Origin of the sequence: Glutamicibacter sp. NPDC087673 (genome assembly GCF_044743255.1) — a bacterium.
Lineage (GTDB): Bacteria > Actinomycetota > Actinomycetes > Actinomycetales > Micrococcaceae > Glutamicibacter.
Genome location: NZ_JBIUWB010000011.1, coordinates 32,748 through 49,890 on the forward strand (window position 1 = coordinate 32,748; position 17,143 = coordinate 49,890).

The window sequence follows — 17,143 nt, forward strand, 5'->3', positions numbered from 1 at the left end:
CGTCGCGCCCAGGATTGCTTGGGCGCGCGTGGCAAGTGGATGCGCTGCCCGGGGCGTTCGAGAGGCCGGATTGTAAAAATATATAGACTGGTCTATTTTTAATTGTATGACTTCCAAAGGAGACCTCACCAAGGCACGGCTCGCAGAGTCCATGCTTGAACTCATCCAGACCAGCGGATACAGCGGCACCGGCCTCAATGCAGTGATCGAGCACGCTGCAGCACCAAAGGGGTCGGTCTATTTCCACTTCCCCGATGGGAAAGAGGGGCTGGGCGTGGCCGCAGTAGAACTGGCCGCCAAGCAATTCGAGACCATGATTATCCAGGTCGCCCAGAGCGCAGGAGGTGCTGCCGAAGCCGCCAAGCTTGCTATCCAAGCGTTGGCCGCCATCATCAGCGATAGCGGCTTCCGCTTAGGCTGCCCCGTGTCAGTGGTGACCTTGGAAATGGGAGACTCAAGTGAACGCCTGCGGCAAGCCTGCGCCACCGCATTCGAGTCATGGATCACTCCGACCACTGCCCTGCTCGAAGCCGATGGCGTGGGCAATGCCCAAGCGAAGTCCCTGGCAACTGTTATCGTCTCGACCATCGAAGGGGCCGCCATCGTTTCCCGGGCGATGAAAAGCACCCGGCCGCTTCTCGCCGCCGCCGACGCGGTAGCCGACCTCATTGGCCTGCGCCAACAGGGCGAAGGGGACCAGAATTGATGCACGGAGCCAACCTTCGCCATGCGCTGGTTTTCGGGGCATCGGGACTAATCGGCAGGCATCTGATCCTTGCCCTCCTCGACGCCCGAACGCAGGTAACAGCAGCTGTCCGGAATGCTGAATCCGCAGCGAAGGTCAAGAATTGGCTGAGCCAGCACGGACTGGAACAAGAGATCAATACCGCGATCGTCGACTTCGACGCCCCTGAAATCCTGGCTGGCGGACCTGCGGCCTTCACCAGCGTCACCGAAATTCACAATTGCGCCGGAACCTACCGATTCGGCATGAGTGCGCAGGAAGCCCGCAGCGCTAATGTTGGCATTGTCGAGAAGCTGGTGGATTTTGCTGCAGCACTGCCAGAGCTGCAGCGCATTGTGCATATTTCCGGCTACCGAGTCGGCGGGCAGGATCCCTCGAAGGTTCCGTGGCCGCAGGACTGCCGCGATCATCTCTACCGGAAACTAGGCGCTTACGAAGCCTCGAAAGTGGAGTCCGACGCGGTCTTCCAAGCCCTCGGCAAAGAACACGGAATCCCTTGGACCATCGTCAATCCGGCCAGCGTCATCGGCCACAGCATTACCGGGGAATCCGACCAGCACATCGGGCTGGCCGGCACCATTGAGCAGCTCTGGGAAGGGAAAACCGCAGCTCTTCCCGCAGGTGACTCGACTTTCTTGCCGGTGCTCACGGTCGACTATATGGCTGCGTTCATGGCGGCCGTGGCCATTGCGCCGGAGGCGATAGGCAAATCCTACTGGCTGCTGGATGATGCCACTGCGCCACTGGGGCGCTTGCTGGCCGAAACTGGCCGGCATCTTGGCGCGAAAGTCCCCAAGCTGCGCTTGCCCGTGGGTCTAATCAAGGCTCTTCCTTCGTGGGTCACCAAAGCCGATCCGGAAACGCTCCACTTCATGTCCGCGGACCGCTATCCGACCGGGCCCGCGATCGAATTCGCCAACCGGCACGGAATCCAGATGCCTGATGTTGGTTCCTCTCTGGAGCGCTGGGCCGACTATCTGGCCGCCCACCGATTCGGGGCCGCGGCATCTGGGGCACGCCGCTATGTAGATGTCGGGGGAGTGAGAACTTTTGAGCTGGGCGACCGCGAGGAACGCCGGTTGATCTTCCCTGGCCTTCCGGTAAATGCCGATACCTGGGCCGCAGTAGCTCAGGGCATTGGCGGACGGGCCGTTGACCTGCCAGGGCTTGGGCTCAGCGGCGGACGGGGCGTCCCGGATTGGGACCGGTGGCTTCCCGCTCTCCTGGCAGGCGGCCCGGTGGATCTGATCGGGCACTCCATCGGGGCAGCCGCCGCCACGCTCGCCGCGGGTCGACTGCCGGGCAAGGTCCGCTCGCTGACCTTGGTTGCGCCGTTTTTCTTGCAAGGGCACGCAGGGAAGGCGCCAAGGTTCCAGCCGCTGGTCCGCGGCTATTTGCGCCATGCGACCGCGGAGCAACTCTCACGTCAATTGACCGGCAACGAGGCGAGCTCAACTGCCTTGGTCTCCAGCGTCAGCGATCTGAAGCGAAGTACCGCCGCCGCGGTAGCTGGCCATCTCGCCCTGGCGAGTTCCAAGCAGTGGCGCCGGCAGTTGCGGGAGATGCTCGATCGCTATGACGGTCCGCTCCGAATTATCTGGGGAGCCGAAGACCCATTGGACCCCGCCGCAATCCGGCAGCTGGAGTCCCGGCCCGAGGCTGGACTGCACTCCATTCCCTCCGCGGGGCACCACCCGCAGCTGACCCACGAGGATGCCCTGATTGAACTGTTGAAGTAGGGGTTGGAGCACGCCTCTTCTCAAGCATCCCCTCTTCGCCTAGTCTGGTTGGAACTGCACAGAACCATCTTTCCGACGGGGTGAAGGGGGAGCGTGAGCACATCTGCCATCGACTGGTCCAACGCAACTCGCCGCGCACAAAAAGCCCGCGAGCTGCTCTCCTCGCAGGAAACCGGACTGGGCGACCTCCCATTGCGCAATGACGTGCGCGAATCCTGGAAACGGTCGCTGGCCCAAACAGGCTCGGTTCAAGAACCGCCGGTTCTGAGCAACGACCGGTTGCGCCTTGCCCGCGAGCGCAGCGAGCTCCAGCGGATTTGGCCTGTTTTCGAAAAGCTCCTTGTTCCCGCCGCAACCGACGCCAATCTCTTGGTCGCCCTTGCGGATGCCGGCGGAACCTTGTTGTGGGTTGCGGGAAGCACCAGTTCGATGAGCCAAGCCGAGCACGTGGGCTTCATGGCAGGTGCCGACTGGGCAGAAAAGAGTGTTGGCACATCCGCGCCGGGAATGGCGCTGGCAACCGGGGCCGGTTCGCAGGTCTCGGGGGCTGAGCATCTCTATGAGCAAGCCCAGCAGTACAGCTGCTCGGCGGTACCGATCCGCGATCCGCGCACTGGTCAGGTAATTGGCGCAATCGACCTGACCGGTGGCCCGGAAGCCGTTGCCACGCACTCCTTGCCGCTGCTGCAAGCGGCGGTCATGGCTGCGGAAACGCAGCTGCTCTTGCCGGGTGCCGGAGTCGTGGCCGATCCCGACTACCTGGACTTGGGGCGCTCTGATGGGGCCCATCTGGGATCAGTGCCGATTTCCCTTCGCCATGCAGAAATATTGACCCTTCTGGCGCACTACCGGGAAGGCCTGAGCACTGCCCAGCTGGTGGAAGAGCTGTTCGAGCGTCCCGATTCCGCGGCCGAGGGCACGGTCCGCGCCGAAATCGTCAGGCTGCGCAAGGTACTCGCGGGCCCAGGCGGGCGTGCCTTGACTTCACGCCCGTACCGCCTTCAGTGGGACCTGCATACGACCCTTGGCCGCCTATGGCGTGCACTGGAGCAGGGCGATCTCGATTCCGCCCTGCCGCTGTACTCCCCGGGCCTGCTGGCCCGCTCCCAGGCGCCAGGCATCGTCTCGCTGCTGTACCGGACCGAGGCCGCGCTGCGTGAAATGGTGCTGGATCGAGGAACTGCGCATCAGCTGCTGAACCTGGGCCGCCAGCTGGCTGACCCTGGCCTCTTGCGAGCTGCCTTGCGCGAATTGCCTGCGCAATCGCCAGCGCGCTCACTTGTCGTCGCCGAGGTCCAGGCCCTCGAGAACTAGGTTCCTTGCCATTGCCGTTCCTCCCGCCAGGCACGAACATGCCATTGCGGTCATCTGGGACCCGTTGCAACCTGCCTGCAACCTTTATGTGATTAGAGTCACAAGCATGGTTCCGCGATGATGCCGTCGCGGCCAGGACATCCGATTAAGGAGACGTGGAGCAATGGCGGTTTACGCAAACCCGAATACCGATGGAGCACTGGTCAATTTCAAGCCGCGCTACGAGAACTACATCGGCGGTGAATGGGTAGCCCCGGTCAAGGGCATGTACTTCGAGAACATCACCCCGGTCACCGGCAAGGTCTTCTGCGAGGTGGCCCGTTCCACCGCAGAGGACGTCGAAGTGGCGCTCGACGCGGCGCATGCGGCGGCTGGCGCCTGGGGCAAGACCAGCCCGGCCGAACGCGCAGTCATCCTGAACAAGATCGCGGACCGCATCGAGGAAAACCTTGAAATGCTCTCCGTGGCCGAGACCTGGGATAACGGCAAGGCGATCCGCGAGTGCCTGAATGCCGACCTGCCGCTGGCAGTTGACCACTTCCGCTACTTCGCCGGCGCCATCCGCGCCCAGGAAGGCAGCCTCTCCCAGCTCGACGAGGACACCACCGCGTACCACTACCACGAGCCGCTGGGCGTGGTCGGGCAGATCATCCCGTGGAACTTCCCGCTGCTCATGGCCGTGTGGAAGCTCGCCCCGGCCCTGGCTGCCGGCAATGCGATCGTGCTCAAGCCCGCCGAGCAGACCCCGGTCTCCATCCTGGTTCTCATGGAACTGATCGGCGACCTGTTGCCGGCAGGCGTGCTGAACGTGGTCAACGGCTTCGGCGTGGAAGCGGGCAAGCCGCTGGCCTCCAACAAGCGCATCCGCAAGATCGCCTTCACCGGCGAAACCACTACCGGCCGGCTGATCATGCAGTACGCGTCGGAAAACCTGATCCCGGTCACCCTGGAACTGGGCGGCAAGTCCCCGAACATCTTCTTCGAGGACATCGCGGCCAAGGATGACGCCTTCTACGACAAGGCGCAGGAAGGATTCACGCTGTTCGCGCTGAACCAGGGTGAAGTCTGCACCTGCCCATCGCGTGCGCTGATCCAGGAAAGCATCTACGACCGATTCATGGGCGATGTGGTGGCCCGCACCAAGGCCATCAAGCAGGGACACCCGCTGGATACCGGCACCATGATGGGTGCCCAGGCATCCAACGACCAGCTGGAGAAGATCCTCTCCTACATGGACATCGGCAAGTCCGAGGGCGCCAAGGTGCTGCTCGGCGGGGGACGGGCGGATCTGGGCGGAGAGCTCTCCGGCGGCTACTACGTGCAGCCGACCATCTTCGAGGGCACTAACGACATGCGCATCTTCCAGGAGGAGATCTTCGGGCCGGTGGTAGCGGTGACCAAGTTCAAGGACTACGACGACGCGATCTCCATCGCCAACGACACCCTGTACGGGTTGGGTTCGGGGGTGTGGAGCCGCAATGGCAACGTGGCCTACCGTGCCGGCCGCGCGATCCAGGCCGGACGCGTGTGGGTCAACCAGTACCACGCCTACCCGGCGCACTCGGCCTTCGGCGGATACAAGTCCTCGGGCATCGGCCGCGAGAACCACCTGATGATGCTGGACCACTACCAGCAGACCAAGAACCTGCTGGTTTCCTACTCGGAAGACAAGCTGGGCTTCTTCTAGGAGCAGTAGCTGCCACGAGCAGCATGAGATGACAACAGACCTCGAAGGTACGGGGCCAGCCGGGACAGCGTCCGGGGATCGATTGGCCTCATCCCCCGAACACCAGCCGGCACCCCGCACCTTCGAATGCCATGCAAAGGACAAAGTACATGAGCAAGATGAAAGCTGCAATAGTCGAGGGCTTCGGCGAAGAGTTCCAGGTGAAGGACGCCGCGATCCCCGAGCCCGGCCCCGGCCAGGTGCTGGTGAAGCTGATCGCCTCGGGCGTCTGCCACACCGACCTGCACGCCGCCGAGGGCGATTGGCCGGTCAAGCCGAAGCTTCCGCTGATTCCCGGGCATGAAGGCGTGGGCATCGTGGAAAAGCTCGGCGAAGGAGTCACCGAGGTCGCGCTCGGGGACATGATCGGCAACGCGTGGCTGGCTAGCGCCTGCGGGCACTGCCAGTACTGCCGCACCGGCTGGGAGACGCTGTGCGAAGCCCAGTCCAATGGCGGGTACTCCGTGGACGGTTCCTTCGGCCAGTACATGCTGGTGGATTCCCGCTATGCCGCGCACATCCCGGAGGGCTCGGATCCCCATGAAATCGCGCCGGTGCTGTGCGCGGGAGTGACTGTCTACAAGGGCCTGAAGATGACTGAGGTCAAGCCCGGCCAGTGGGTGGCTATTTCGGGTATCGGCGGACTGGGCCATATCGCGGTGCAGTACGCGGTGGCCATGGGAATGCGGGTGATCGCCATTGACGTGGCCGATGACAAGCTGGCGCTGGCCTCGAAGCATGGAGCGGAAATCACCGTCAATGCCTTCGCCCAGGACCCGGCCGAGATCATCCAGCAGAAGGTTGGCGGAACGCACGGCGTGCTGGTTACGGCGGTGCATCCAAAGGCGTTCGGGCAAGCGATCGGCATGACCCGGCGCGGCGGAACGATCGTGTTCAACGGGCTGCCCGCCGGTGATTTCCCCGCACCCATTTTCGACATCGTGCTCAAGGGCCTGACCATCCGCGGATCGATCGTGGGAACGCGGCAGGACATGATCGAGGCGCTGGAATTCTATGCGGCAGGGAAGATCAAGCCGACCTTCCATACCCGCCCGCTGGAAGATATCAACGCCGTATTCGACGAAATGCGCCATGGCAAGATCGATGGGCGCGTTGTCATCGACTACACCGGCAGGGCGTAGCCGGATCCGCAACGGTTGATGGCACGGTACCGGATGCGGCTTTTCGAAGCGGCATCCGGTACCGGTGCCCTGGCCGCCCTGGCCGAGCGATGGACGGTGCGGCCCAAAAAGAGGACACTGGCCACAACGAGATAAATCCGGACGTGGACAACGAGGCAGGAGCAGGACATGAGCACCGTAACCGAAACACGCGCCGCAATCGAGGGCGAAGAGTTCTCGCGGGTGGCCTTCACCTCCGAAGCCCTGGACCTGCTGCGCAAGCTGTGGGGGATCCATGGCCCGCTGATGTTCCACCAGTCCGGAGGATGCTGCGACGGGTCCTCGCCGATGTGCTATCCGGCCGGCGAGTTCCGCACCGGGGGATCGGACATCCGGCTCGGCGTGCTTTCCCTGGACGGCGCTGATGGCACCGCCCTGGGCGACATTGATTTCTGGATGTCCAAGGAGCAATTCGAATACTGGAAGCACACCAAGCTCACCGTGGACGTGGTCAACGGGCGGGGATCCGGTTTCTCCGTCGAAGCCCCGGAGGGCAAGCGCTTCTTGATCCGCAGCGAGATCATCGAGTTCCCGGCTGGCCCGAACCCCGACTAGGCTTGGCCCATGCGACTGTGGTCCCTGCACCCCTCATTGCTCGACGCCAAAGGGCTGGTTGCCTGTTGGCGTGAAACACTGCTGGCCCAGAAGGTGCTCGCCGGCCAGACCAAGGGCTATACCGGGCACCCGCAGCTTCTCCGGTTCAAGGCGCAGCCCGCCCCGCTGGTGCATATGGGCGGCTATCTGCAGGGCTTGTGGGATGAAGCGGCTGTCCGGGGCTATCGCTTCGACGCCGCGAAAATCCTGCATCCGGCAGCCGCCGCGCAGCTGGAAAAGATCCCGGTCACCCAGGGGCAGGTGCACTTCGAGCGCGAGCACCTGCTGCGCAAGCTCTCCGTCCGGGATCCCGCGCGCATCGCCCGCTTGGAACCGGCAGGGCAGGTGGCCCTGCATCCGCTGTTCGTGCAGGTCCCGGGGCCAGTGGAGGCCTGGGAGAAGGATGCGCTCGCCAGCGGGTGAGCTGCTGGCCCGGCAAAATCCTAGAGCAGCTCTGCGCGCAACTGTGCGGGGGACTTGGGCGAGAGCAGCCCCGGGGCCACATCGTAAACGGTCTGCGCACCGGTGATGCCGCGCTGGTTCATCCGGAAGGCGGCCCGGGCGTAAGCCACCAGCACGCTGGAAGTGAATTCCGGGTTGGAGCCAAGGGCCAGCGAATACTCGATGACCTGCTTCTGCTCGTCGCTGGTATTGCCCGAACGGATCACGAACCCGCCATGCGGCATACTCGAATGCTCGGCGGCCAAGGTCTGCTCGTCGATGAACTGCACCGTGGTGTCGTACTGGTCGAAGTAGTGCTCCATGGTCACGATGGCTTCGCGCACCGACTCCGGATCGGCACCGTCTTCGAGCACGACAAAGCATTCGCGCTGGTGCTTCTCGCGGGTGCTCAAGGAAGGGCGCTCGCCGGCCCGGACCCGGTCGATAGCCTCCTGGCTCGGGATGGTGTACTGCACACCGGCGGCGACGCCCGGGACGCGGCGGATCGCATCCGAATGCCCCTGGCTCAGCCCGCGGCCCCAGAAGGTGTAGGTTTCGCCGTCGGGAAGCAAGGCCTCCCCGAAGACCCGGTTGATCGAGAACATGCCCGGATCCCAGCCCACGGAGAGCAGCGCGGTCTTGCCAGCTGCCTTCGCCGGGCCGTCGATGGACGCGTAGTACTCGGGGATGCGGGCGTGGGTATCGAAGCTGTCCACGGTGTTGAACAGCGCCGCGAACTTCGGGCCCTGCTGCGGCAAGTCCGATTTCGAGCCGCCGCAAAGGATCAATACGTCGATCTGCGCGGCGTGCTTTTCCAGCTCATCGATGCCGAACCGCGGTGCCGGCTGAGCCAGTTGGAGGGCCTGCGGGTCACGGCGGGTGTAGACGCCCGCCAGCTCCATATCGGGATTCTTGGCGATCGCGGCTTGGACGCCGCGTCCCAGATTCCCATAGCCAGCAATACCGATGCGGATCTTTGAAGTCATGCCTGCCGTTTCCTTGGGGGAGTGAAGTTTGCTCAGCCGCGGATGGGCTAAATACTTCGGATTATGCCAACGAATCCCGGGGCAGTGAAACCCTTGACCCTCTATGACCCCGGCTTAGCCGAACAGGCGCTTGAAGAAGCCCTTCTTCGGTTCGGCTTCGTGACCCTGGCAGCGGTCCTTATTGGGGACATTGCGCATAGTTGCTTCAACGTGCTGGCCGCAGCCAGCCCACGTGGTCTTCTGGCAGATCTTGCATTGAACCTGGCGGCACATAATTTTTTCCTTGGGGTAGTGGTTAGGACAGGGAGAGGAAGAGCTTTTCGAGTTCTTCGACGCTCAGGCCGTCTTCTTCCTCGGAAGCCTTCTCGGGATCGGCGATGCAGTACTGCATCGCGGTGGAGACAATGGCGAATCCGGCCCGGTCCAGCGCGGTGGAGACGGCGGCCAGCTGAGTGACTACCTCTTTGCACGAACCATCGGTTTCCACGGCGTTGATCACCGCATCAAGCTGGCCTCGGGCACGCTTAAGGCGGTTGAGGATCCGCTTGCGGGTCGCTTCGTCAGCAGTACGCATCAATTTCTCCTTGGTACGGGTAGCGGGTTAGTCGTCTTCTGCAATTTCGGCATCCAGGTGTTTGAGTTGGACGAGCAACTGCTCCATAGCGCCAGAGCTCAACGCTCCGGGTTTTGAATGTACAAGTATCCCATCCTTGAACGCCATGAGCGTCGGTATGGATGCAATCCGGGCTGCCTGCGCCAAATCCGGCTGGGTTTCGGTATTCACCTTGGCGAAGGCGATTTCAGGATGCGCCGCGGATGCTTCGTCGAAAATCGGGGCAAAGCCGCGGCAAGGACCGCACCAAGGCGCCCAGAAATCCACGAGCACCAGCCGGTTCCTTGCGATGAACCCAGCGAAGTTCGAAGCTGACAATTCAAGCGGCTTCATCGGGTTTCTCCTTTCAGAACGAGCGGGCAGCGCGCCCCCATCGCCGGAATTTTGTTGCACAGCAGCACCAATGCGCCCGCGAGGGCTGCAACCGCAACTACGACCAGCCCGCCGGGAGCCGGCAGTTCCTGGCTGAGCACGAACACGCCCATGGCCAAGACGAAGTAGCCAAAACCCTTGCGCAAAGCGCGTTCGTCGATCCTGCGCGAAAGCCGTGCGCCGATCAACGAACCGAGGATCGCGGTGGTCGCCAGCCCTGCGGCCAGCGGCCAATCCAGTGCAACTGAATTCAACTGCCCGGCCAGGCCAGTGATCGAATTCAGGGTGATCACCAGCAGGGAGGTGCCCACCGCCTGTTGCATGGACAGCCCGGCCAGCAAAGCCAGTGCAGGGACGAGCAGGAAACCGCCTCCGGCACCGACCAGGCCGGTGACCATGCCAATGCCCAAGCCGACCGGGGCGGACAGCCACAACGACTGTGTTGCGCTGCCAGTGTTTTTCCGTCCGTGGATCATCCCGCGGGCACTGGCCAGCATGATGATCGCGAAACCGAGCATCAGCAGCTGGGCAGGGATCCCGCTGGCCAGCAGCCCGCCGCCAAAGGCGCCAAGCATGCTGGTGGCCGCGAAGACCATCCCCTGTTTCCAACGCACATTGGCCTTGCGGGCATGCGGGATCAGGCTCGTTGCCGAGGTCGCACCGACCACCAGCAGGGAGGTGGCGATCGCTTCCTTGGCGGGCAACCCGGCTACATAGCTGAGCAGGGGAACCATCAGGATTGAACCGCCGCCGCCGAACAGTCCCAGGGACAGCCCGACGATGCTCGCTAGTGCAAGGGCCAGAACCAGCAGCGGTCCGAACTCCATGGCCTACTTCTTTACTTTGTTCCAGGGCATCTTGCCCAAGAAGCTGATCATCGGGCAAGAATCCCGCAGGGCTGAGAACACCAGTCCGCCACCGATGGCCGCCGAAAGATAGGCGAACTTCGGGGAGATGAACTTCGCTCCGAGCAACCCGGCGAGCACCACGGAACCTGCGGTCATGCGCATCTGGCGGTCCAGCGCCCAACGCTGCACGCCGCGCACCATGGTGCCGCCGGCATTTTCGTAGGCGGTGACGCCGCCAAGCAGTACCGTGCTGTGCTCGATCTGTTGCTCCTGCAGGGCACGCTGCGCCTTGGAAGCACGGTTGCCGCTGTGGCAGATCAGCACCGGCTTGCCTGGAATCTTGGCGAGCACCTCGGTGGCGTTGGCGGTGAATTCTTCGAGCGGCACGTTGTACGAGCCGGGAATGTGGAGGGTTTCGAATTCGCCCGCGGTGCGCACGTCAATCAAGGCGAGGTCCGTGTCGGGGGCTTCCACCAGGCATTTAAGTGCTTCGGCGTCCATGGTGGTCAAAGGGGTAGTCATTGAATGCAGTTCAGCTTTCGTGGCGGGGGTGGCTAGTTGGCGAAGGAGGACCAGCCGAGGTAGCTGCCCTCAAGCTCGACGACGTTGTAGCCGGCATCGCGCAGTGCGCTGGCGGCCACGGCATTGCGCATGCCGCTTTGGCAGTAGGTGACGATGGTGCCGCCGGCGGGCAGCTGATCGAGATTCCACAACACCCGTCCGCCGGACAGCTGCTTGGCGCCCGGGATATGCCCGGCGGCGAACTCGGTCTTGTTGCGGACATCCAGCAGCATCTCGTACTCGAAATCGTCCAGCTGTGCCGGGGTGATCGACTTCGGCTTCACCGTTGGCAGGCCTTCCAAGCTGGTGGTGAAACCCTTGACCGCGTCGATGCCCACGCGCATTAGGTGGGCGCGGATCGTCGCGGCGTGTTCGCCGGTCTCGGCCAGCACGATCAGGGCGCGTTGGTCCTTTTCCGGATCGTAGGCCCAGGCGCCGAAGCTGGCGGTCTTCGCCGTACCCGGGATGGACAGCGCGCCGGGAACGGTGCCTGCGGCGATCTGGGTGTGCCCACGGGTATCGACGAACACCGAGACCCCCGCCTCCAGCTGCTGGAGGAGCTGCTGGACGGGTATTTCAGCTAGGGGGTCGAGCTGGCCCAGGATGGCTGGGCCCAGGCGGTTCTGCCGCTTCATGCGGCCGAAGTAGGCGTGGGCGTCAGGCTGGCCGTTGAGCAGTTCGGCGATGAAGCCGTCCTGGTCGTCGTTGGCCAGGTAGGTGCTCCACCAGGCGAACTCGCGTTCGTAGCCCAACGTGGTGGAAGGGACCGCGCCCAGCGCTTTGCCGCAGGCGCTGCCCGAGCCGTGGCCTGGATGCACCTGGATGTAATCGGGCAATTCTGCCAGGGTTTTCTTCAGCGAAGCAAAGAGATCGCGGGCGCCTTCGAAGCGGGTATCGACACCGCCGGCGGCCTCGTCCAGCAAATCCGGACGGCCTAGGTCGCCGGCGAAGATGAAGTCGCCGGAGAGCAGGTAGCCAGGGTCTTGGCTGAAGGCTCCGTCGGTGATGGCGTAAGCCAGGTGCTCCGGGGTGTGGCCCGGGGTGTGGCGGGCGGCGATGCGCAGGTTGCCCAGCGTGATGATATCGCCATCCATCAAACGTTCTGCCTCGAATCCGTACTGCCAATCTTTGCCGCCCTCGCCCGAAACGTAGCTGGTGGCGCCGGTGGCGGCGGCTAGTTCGCGGGTTCCGGAAAGGTAGTCGGCGTGGATGTGGGTTTCAGCGACGGCCGTGATGCGCATGCCGTGCTTGGCAGCCAGGGCAAGGTAGTCGGCGATGTCGCGGCGCGCGTCGACCACGAGAGCTTCGCCTTTGGCCTGGCAGCCGATGAAGTAGCTGGCCTGCGCGAGATCTTCGTCGTAGAGGCGTTCAAGCAGCATGGTTGGTTCCTTTCAAGGTGGATTGGAACCAGACTAAACTATACCCCCGGGGGTATGTCAAAAATACGGGTGGGGGTATGTGCGGAGGCCCGCAATGCCGCTAGGTGGGAAAGGTGTTTTTATGCCCGGGTGAAAGTGCGCAGCCAGCCGGTTAGCCGCAGCTGCTCCGCGGGGTCCAAGGTTGCCAATAGCTGCAGGGTGCCGTCGTCTGCGGGGCGCAGAATACCCAGGTGATCGGCTGGAACATCGGACATCGCCTCGCCAGCCGGGGAATCGGGCGATGCGCTCGCCGCCCTGGAGATGAAGACCTCGTCGGGTGAACCGTTCCAACCCTCGAGGATCGAGATGGTGCCTTCCAGCAGGCGCAGGGCCTCGTGCGCGTGGATCCATGCGGTGGCATCCTTGGCAGCCAGCTCGAACCCGGCTTCGGGAACAATCTTGCGCAGGCCCGTGGCCAGGACGCGCGCTTTCGCGCTGAGCCCCTCGGCCTGGAAGGCGGCTACCGCATCCAGGCGCTGTGTCATGCGCGCGAAGTCCTGCTCAATGCTTTTCCTGCTTGCGAAAATGCCCATGCTCCTATCTTCGCCTACCTTGGGAAAGGCTGTCGAGGTGCTCGGCCAATCGGGTGCTGGCGCGGGAGAGGTGCTGGGCCAAAACCTCTGCCGCGCCCTGGGCATCGCCGGCGGCGATGCATTCGAGCAGGCGTTCATGTTCGCTGGCGATGTCCGCGGTGTTCAGCAGCGTTGCATCCTGGACGTGGGTCATGCACAGGCGGATCTCATCGCTGAGCTGGCCGTAGATTGCGCTGGTACGGGTCGAATCCAGGGCCTGGACCAGTGCGGAGTGGAAGCGGACATCCGGATCGACGATCTGGATCGGGGAAGCATCGCGCAGTGCGGTGATTTCGGCATTGGCCTCGCGTGCAGCTTCCGGGACCTGTCCGGTGCTGGCCAGCAGCCGCACGGCCTCTGCTTCGATGATGGCGCGGGTGCGGTAGATGTCGCGGGCGTCGGCGGATGAGAGCAGCGTGACTTTCGCGCTCTGATGCGCGTTGCGCGTCAGCAGGCCGCTGGCAACGAGGTTCTCCAGCGCGGCCTTGGCGGTTGGCCGGGCCACTTCATAGTGCGCGGCGACGTCCACTTCGCCCAGCGGGGTGCCGGGGGACAGTTCCCCGCTGAAAATCCGGGCACGCAGTGACGCGATGACGGCCTGAACCACGGAAACCACACCTAAACGGGCCGCCATCAGGGTCCTTTCGAGCCGCGGAAAATTTACCTAACAAGTATCCCATGAATAGTACTACTATGGCTTGTGTACTTGTAAGACAATTTTCGTATTCGGCAAGCGCCGCTTGCCAACTGCACAGGAGCGCACCATGGCATTGAGCACGCCAGCACTCGGAGAAACGACGGTTTCATCCGGCATCCTCGATCTGGTCGGCGACCAGGATCGCGTCAAGACCCGATCCATCGACCGCGTTGCCTACGCCTCGGATGCCTCGCACTACCTGTACACGCCGCAAGCTGTCGTGCTGGCCAAGGACACCGCGGAAGTCTCCGCGCTGCTGGCTGCGGCCGCGCGCGGCAACCAGCCGGTCACCCTGCGCTCGGGCGGCACCTCGCTGGCCGGGCAAGCCAGCGGCGACGGACTGATGATTGATGTGCGCCGCAACTTCCGCGGCATCACCGTGCTCGATAACGGAGCGCGCGTGCGTGTGCAGCCCGGTGCCACCGTCCGCCAGGTCAACGCGCGCCTGGCCGTCTATGGCAGCAAGCTGGGGCCGGATCCGGCCAGCGAGGCGGCCTGCACCATCGGAGGCGTGATCGCGAACAACTCCTCGGGCATGGCCTGCGGCACCGAATTCAACACCTACCGCACCCTGGAATCCATGACTTTCGTGCTCCCCTCGGGCACCATGATCGACACCGCGGATCCGCAGGCCGACCGCAAGCTGGCCGCCGCTGAACCGCAACTGGTCGCCACGCTGGACAAGCTGGGCCAGCGCGTGCGCAGCAACCCGGCCTCGGTCGCCAAGATTGAGAAGCACTTCGCGCTGAAGAACACCATGGGCTATGGCATCAATGCCTTCCTGGACTACGACACCCCGGCAGAGCTGATGGCCCACCTGATCATCGGCTCCGAGGGCACCCTGGCTTTCGTCGCCGAGGCCGTCTTCCGCACCGTGCCGATCCGCAAGCTGGCCATCGCCACCTTGGCCGTCTTCGATAACCTGGATCTGGCCACCCGGGCGCTGCCTGAACTCGTGGATTCCGGTGCTGCCACCCTGGAGCTGATGGATTCCACCTCGCTGCGCGTGGGCCAGTCGCTGCCCGGCGTGCCGGATGCCATCATGGGCTTCGACGTCGACCAGCAGGCCGCCTTGCTGGTCGAATACCATGCGGACACCGAAGAGGAACTGGCCGGGCTGCGCTCCGCTGGCCAGTCGCTGCTCGACGCATCGGCATTGCGCGCCTCAGCGGTGCTGTCCCCAGATGCGAAGAACCGCCAGGCCGCGTGGAAGTTCCGCAAGGGCCTGTATGCTTCGGTGGCCGGTGCCCGCGCCACAGGCACCACCGCGCTGCTCGAGGACGTCGTGGTCCCGGTAGAGTCCTTGGCCGAAACCTGCGACAGCCTGCAGGAGCTGTTCACCGAGTACGGCTACGCGGATTCGGTGATCTTCGGCCACGCCAAGGACGGCAACATCCACTTCATGCTCACCGACCGTTTCGAAGGCGATGCGGCGTTGAACCGCTACAACTCCTTCAACGACAAGATGGTCCAGCTGATTCTGGACAAGGACGGCAACCTCAAGGCGGAGCACGGCACCGGCCGCGCCATGGCGCCGTTCGTGCGCGCGCAGTACGGCGATGAGCTCTACGAGGTGCACCTGGAGCTGAAAGCCGCCTGCGACCCGCGCCTGATGATGAACCCCGGGGTGATCATCGACGAAGACCACGCCGCGCACATCCGCAACATCAAGCTCAACGAGACCATCGAGATCGAGGCCGACCACTGCGTGGAATGCGGCTATTGCGAGCCGGCCTGCCCGTCCAAGGACCTGACCCTGACCCCGCGCCAGCGCATCGTCGTGCGCCGGGCCATCGCCAAGGCCGAAGCCGAGGGCAACGCCGAGCTGGCGGCCGAACTGGAGCGCGACTACGAATACAACGGCGTGCAGACCTGTGCCGTGGACGGCATGTGCGTCACCGCCTGCCCGGTGGGCATCAACACGGGCCTGCTGGTCAAGCGCCTGCGCCGCGAAGACGCGCACCCGGTCCTGGAAGCCGGCTTCAAGGCCGCGGCCAAGGCATGGGGACCTGCCACGCGTGCTGGTTCGCTGGCCCTGAGCATCGCCGATAAATTCCCTGCTTCGCTGGTCCGCGGTGCCACCGATGCTGCGCGCAAGGTAGTCAGTACCGACACCATGCCACGTTATGACGCCGACCTTCCCGGCGGCGGCAAGGCGCGCAAGCCCATGGCCGGCAACTTGGGTGCAGCTGGCACCGAGCCGCTGGCCATCTACCTGCCAGCCTGCGTGAATTCGATGTTCGGCCCTGCAGGAGACGGGGAAGGAGTTGCCCCGGCGTTCACCAAGCTGCTGCACGCTGCTGGCGTCTCGGTTTACGTCCCCGAGGGCATTGAATCCACCTGCTGCGGTACCCCGTGGACTTCCAAGGGCTACGAACAGGGCCATGAGGTCATGGGCCAGCGCGTGCTGGAAGAAGTCCGTGCGGCCATGCCGGGCAAGGCCCTGCCGATCATCTCCGATGCCTCCAGCTGCACCGAAGGCTTTGCGCATACCCTGGCCGAGCATGGCTACGAAGTGGTTGACCTGCTGGCGTTCACTTCGCAGCACCTGCTGGAAAAGCTGCCAGCGCTCGAGAAGATCTCCTCGGTCACCTTGCACCCAACCTGCTCGTCCACGCAGATGGGCCTGAACCCGGACATGCAGAAGATCGCAGAGGCTGTGGCAGATACCGTGAACACCCCGGTGAACTGGGGCTGCTGTGGTTTTGCCGGTGACCGCGGCATGCTGCATCCGGAGCTGACCGAGTCGGCTACCGCTCGCGAAGCTGCCGAGGTTCGTGAACTGGATGCGCAGGAACACGCTTCGTGCAACCGCACCTGTGAACTGGGCATGACCCGTGCGACGGGCAAAGAATACCGCCACATCGTTGAACTGCTGGCAGACGCCGCCAGCAAGTAGAGGTCGGAGCAAAGCCGCTTGGAAAGTAGTTTCCAGGCGGCTTTGTCGCAGGATGCTGCGCAAAGCCGGTGGCGTCGAGCGGCATTAAGCCATGGGTACGCGCAATGGTTGATTGCCGGGAGTCAGGCTGCGAGGTCTTCGGGGCCGTCCTTGGGCTTCAGCCGTTCCTTGAGCTGCTGTATCCATTTCGAGTCGCGTCTCAATTGCGGGAACGGCTTGTGCGCGTAGCCCGTGGCTGGTGGGGCGGTGGACTTGTAGGACATCGCCGAGCCGGGACAGATCATGATGGTGTGGCCGTTGCCGTAGGTCGTGTATTCGTACCAGCCGGCGGCTTCCTTGGCCTTGTTGCAAGTAGCGCATCGGCCATCGCCGTTGAAGACGGTGCTCTTGCCGCCGCGGGCGTATTGCTTGACGTGGTCTATTTCCTCCACGATGCC

Annotated in this window: 17 protein-coding genes and 1 pseudogene; 8 read left to right on the plus strand and 10 right to left on the minus strand. The window is 63.7% G+C overall.

The features are described 5' to 3' along the window. Positions 1-106 precede the first annotated feature (106 nt). From ACIOTL_RS17675 to ACIOTL_RS17705, 7 genes are all read left to right on the plus strand, one after another. Positions 107-706: a TetR/AcrR family transcriptional regulator gene (locus ACIOTL_RS17675; RefSeq protein WP_105658987.1), complete on the plus strand. Its 600-nt coding sequence runs from the start codon at positions 107-109 to the stop codon at positions 704-706. Continuing rightward, positions 706-2,484 (plus strand): alpha/beta fold hydrolase, encoded by a 1,779-nt coding sequence (locus ACIOTL_RS17680; RefSeq protein ID WP_133835049.1) that lies wholly within the window; start codon positions 706-708, stop codon positions 2,482-2,484. The genes ACIOTL_RS17675 and ACIOTL_RS17680 overlap by 1 nt, the downstream gene beginning before the upstream one ends. A 93-nt stretch (positions 2,485-2,577) precedes the next feature. Further along, on the plus strand, positions 2,578-3,798 hold the full coding sequence (locus ACIOTL_RS17685; protein WP_105658985.1) for a GAF domain-containing protein: 1,221 nt from the start codon (positions 2,578-2,580) through the stop codon (positions 3,796-3,798). Positions 3,799-3,961: 163 nt separating this feature from the next. Next, positions 3,962-5,485, plus strand: coding sequence for an aldehyde dehydrogenase (gene adh, locus ACIOTL_RS17690; protein WP_400344135.1), 1,524 nt, complete (start codon positions 3,962-3,964; stop codon positions 5,483-5,485). Positions 5,486-5,634: 149 nt separating this feature from the next. Then, positions 5,635-6,666 carry an alcohol dehydrogenase AdhP gene (gene adhP / locus ACIOTL_RS17695; RefSeq protein WP_400344138.1) on the plus strand — a complete coding sequence of 344 codons (1,032 nt, stop codon included), beginning with the start codon at positions 5,635-5,637 and terminating at the stop codon, positions 6,664-6,666. A gap of 168 nt (positions 6,667-6,834) precedes the next feature. Continuing rightward, on the plus strand, positions 6,835-7,260 hold the full coding sequence (locus ACIOTL_RS17700) for a DUF779 domain-containing protein (RefSeq protein ID WP_013347532.1): 426 nt from the start codon (positions 6,835-6,837) through the stop codon (positions 7,258-7,260). Positions 7,261-7,269: 9 nt separating this feature from the next. Continuing rightward, positions 7,270-7,722: a pyrimidine dimer DNA glycosylase/endonuclease V gene (locus ACIOTL_RS17705; RefSeq protein ID WP_105658982.1), complete on the plus strand. Its 453-nt coding sequence runs from the start codon at positions 7,270-7,272 to the stop codon at positions 7,720-7,722. Positions 7,723-7,742: 20 nt separating this feature from the next. Here ACIOTL_RS17705 and ACIOTL_RS17710 read toward each other — a convergent pair whose 3' ends face one another. The 9 genes from ACIOTL_RS17710 to ACIOTL_RS17750 form a co-directional block, all read right to left on the minus strand. After that, complete coding sequence (locus ACIOTL_RS17710; RefSeq protein WP_400344141.1) at positions 7,743-8,726, minus strand: diaminopimelate dehydrogenase; 984 nt, start codon at positions 8,724-8,726, stop codon at positions 7,743-7,745. Between the two features lie 114 nt (positions 8,727-8,840). Then, entirely contained in the window at positions 8,841-8,999 is a 159-nt protein-coding gene (locus tag ACIOTL_RS17715) for a hypothetical protein (protein WP_166650877.1), read from the minus strand. A 22-nt stretch (positions 9,000-9,021) separates the two neighbouring features. Then, on the minus strand, positions 9,022-9,300 hold the full coding sequence (locus ACIOTL_RS17720; RefSeq protein ID WP_105658980.1) for a metal-sensitive transcriptional regulator: 279 nt from the start codon (positions 9,298-9,300) through the stop codon (positions 9,022-9,024). Positions 9,301-9,327: 27 nt separating this feature from the next. Next, positions 9,328-9,672: a thioredoxin gene (gene trxA / locus ACIOTL_RS17725; protein WP_105658979.1), complete on the minus strand. Its 345-nt coding sequence runs from the start codon at positions 9,670-9,672 to the stop codon at positions 9,328-9,330. Then, positions 9,669-10,538 carry a sulfite exporter TauE/SafE family protein gene (locus tag ACIOTL_RS17730; RefSeq protein WP_400344144.1) on the minus strand — a complete coding sequence of 290 codons (870 nt, stop codon included), beginning with the start codon at positions 10,536-10,538 and terminating at the stop codon, positions 9,669-9,671. The genes trxA and ACIOTL_RS17730 overlap by 4 nt, the downstream gene beginning before the upstream one ends. A gap of 3 nt (positions 10,539-10,541) precedes the next feature. After that, positions 10,542-11,081, minus strand: coding sequence for a rhodanese-like domain-containing protein (locus tag ACIOTL_RS17735; RefSeq protein WP_105658977.1), 540 nt, complete (start codon positions 11,079-11,081; stop codon positions 10,542-10,544). A gap of 32 nt (positions 11,082-11,113) precedes the next feature. Continuing rightward, positions 11,114-12,499 carry an MBL fold metallo-hydrolase gene (locus ACIOTL_RS17740; RefSeq protein ID WP_105658976.1) on the minus strand — a complete coding sequence of 462 codons (1,386 nt, stop codon included), beginning with the start codon at positions 12,497-12,499 and terminating at the stop codon, positions 11,114-11,116. A 119-nt stretch (positions 12,500-12,618) separates the two neighbouring features. Next, positions 12,619-13,071, minus strand: coding sequence for a hypothetical protein (locus ACIOTL_RS17745; protein ID WP_105658975.1), 453 nt, complete (start codon positions 13,069-13,071; stop codon positions 12,619-12,621). A 4-nt stretch (positions 13,072-13,075) separates the two neighbouring features. Continuing rightward, positions 13,076-13,744, minus strand: coding sequence for a GntR family transcriptional regulator (locus ACIOTL_RS17750; RefSeq protein WP_400344147.1), 669 nt, complete (start codon positions 13,742-13,744; stop codon positions 13,076-13,078). A 130-nt stretch (positions 13,745-13,874) separates the two neighbouring features. Between ACIOTL_RS17750 and ACIOTL_RS17755 the strand changes: the two genes are divergently transcribed. Beyond that, positions 13,875-16,706 (plus strand): FAD-binding and (Fe-S)-binding domain-containing protein, encoded by a 2,832-nt coding sequence (locus ACIOTL_RS17755; protein WP_400344150.1) that lies wholly within the window; start codon positions 13,875-13,877, stop codon positions 16,704-16,706. A 122-nt stretch (positions 16,707-16,828) separates the two neighbouring features. Here ACIOTL_RS17755 and ACIOTL_RS17760 read toward each other — a convergent pair. Beyond that, positions 16,829-17,143: pseudogene (locus ACIOTL_RS17760) on the minus strand (HNH endonuclease); the annotation flags it as partial.

What these genes read in the sequence shown, in the direction of transcription:
- ACIOTL_RS17675 (WP_105658987.1), top strand. Translation starts at nt 107, where the DNA reads ATGACTTCCAAAGGAGACCTCACCAAGGCACGGCTCGCAGAGTCCATG.
- ACIOTL_RS17680 (WP_133835049.1), top strand. Translation starts at nt 706, where the DNA reads ATGCACGGAGCCAACCTTCGCCATGCGCTGGTTTTCGGGGCATCGGGA.
- adh (WP_400344135.1), top strand. Translation starts at nt 3,962, where the DNA reads ATGGCGGTTTACGCAAACCCGAATACCGATGGAGCACTGGTCAATTTC.
- adhP (WP_400344138.1), top strand. Translation starts at nt 5,635, where the DNA reads ATGAGCAAGATGAAAGCTGCAATAGTCGAGGGCTTCGGCGAAGAGTTC.
- ACIOTL_RS17700 (WP_013347532.1), top strand. Translation starts at nt 6,835, where the DNA reads ATGAGCACCGTAACCGAAACACGCGCCGCAATCGAGGGCGAAGAGTTC.
- ACIOTL_RS17705 (WP_105658982.1), top strand. Translation starts at nt 7,270, where the DNA reads ATGCGACTGTGGTCCCTGCACCCCTCATTGCTCGACGCCAAAGGGCTG.
- ACIOTL_RS17710 (WP_400344141.1), bottom strand. Translation starts at nt 8,726, where the DNA reads ATGACTTCAAAGATCCGCATCGGTATTGCTGGCTATGGGAATCTGGGA.
- ACIOTL_RS17715 (WP_166650877.1), bottom strand. Translation starts at nt 8,999, where the DNA reads ATGTGCCGCCAGGTTCAATGCAAGATCTGCCAGAAGACCACGTGGGCT.
- ACIOTL_RS17720 (WP_105658980.1), bottom strand. Translation starts at nt 9,300, where the DNA reads ATGCGTACTGCTGACGAAGCGACCCGCAAGCGGATCCTCAACCGCCTT.
- trxA (WP_105658979.1), bottom strand. Translation starts at nt 9,672, where the DNA reads ATGAAGCCGCTTGAATTGTCAGCTTCGAACTTCGCTGGGTTCATCGCA.
- ACIOTL_RS17730 (WP_400344144.1), bottom strand. Translation starts at nt 10,538, where the DNA reads ATGGAGTTCGGACCGCTGCTGGTTCTGGCCCTTGCACTAGCGAGCATC.
- ACIOTL_RS17735 (WP_105658977.1), bottom strand. Translation starts at nt 11,081, where the DNA reads ATGACTACCCCTTTGACCACCATGGACGCCGAAGCACTTAAATGCCTG.
- ACIOTL_RS17740 (WP_105658976.1), bottom strand. Translation starts at nt 12,499, where the DNA reads ATGCTGCTTGAACGCCTCTACGACGAAGATCTCGCGCAGGCCAGCTAC.
- ACIOTL_RS17745 (WP_105658975.1), bottom strand. Translation starts at nt 13,071, where the DNA reads ATGGGCATTTTCGCAAGCAGGAAAAGCATTGAGCAGGACTTCGCGCGC.
- ACIOTL_RS17750 (WP_400344147.1), bottom strand. Translation starts at nt 13,744, where the DNA reads ATGGCGGCCCGTTTAGGTGTGGTTTCCGTGGTTCAGGCCGTCATCGCG.
- ACIOTL_RS17755 (WP_400344150.1), top strand. Translation starts at nt 13,875, where the DNA reads ATGGCATTGAGCACGCCAGCACTCGGAGAAACGACGGTTTCATCCGGC.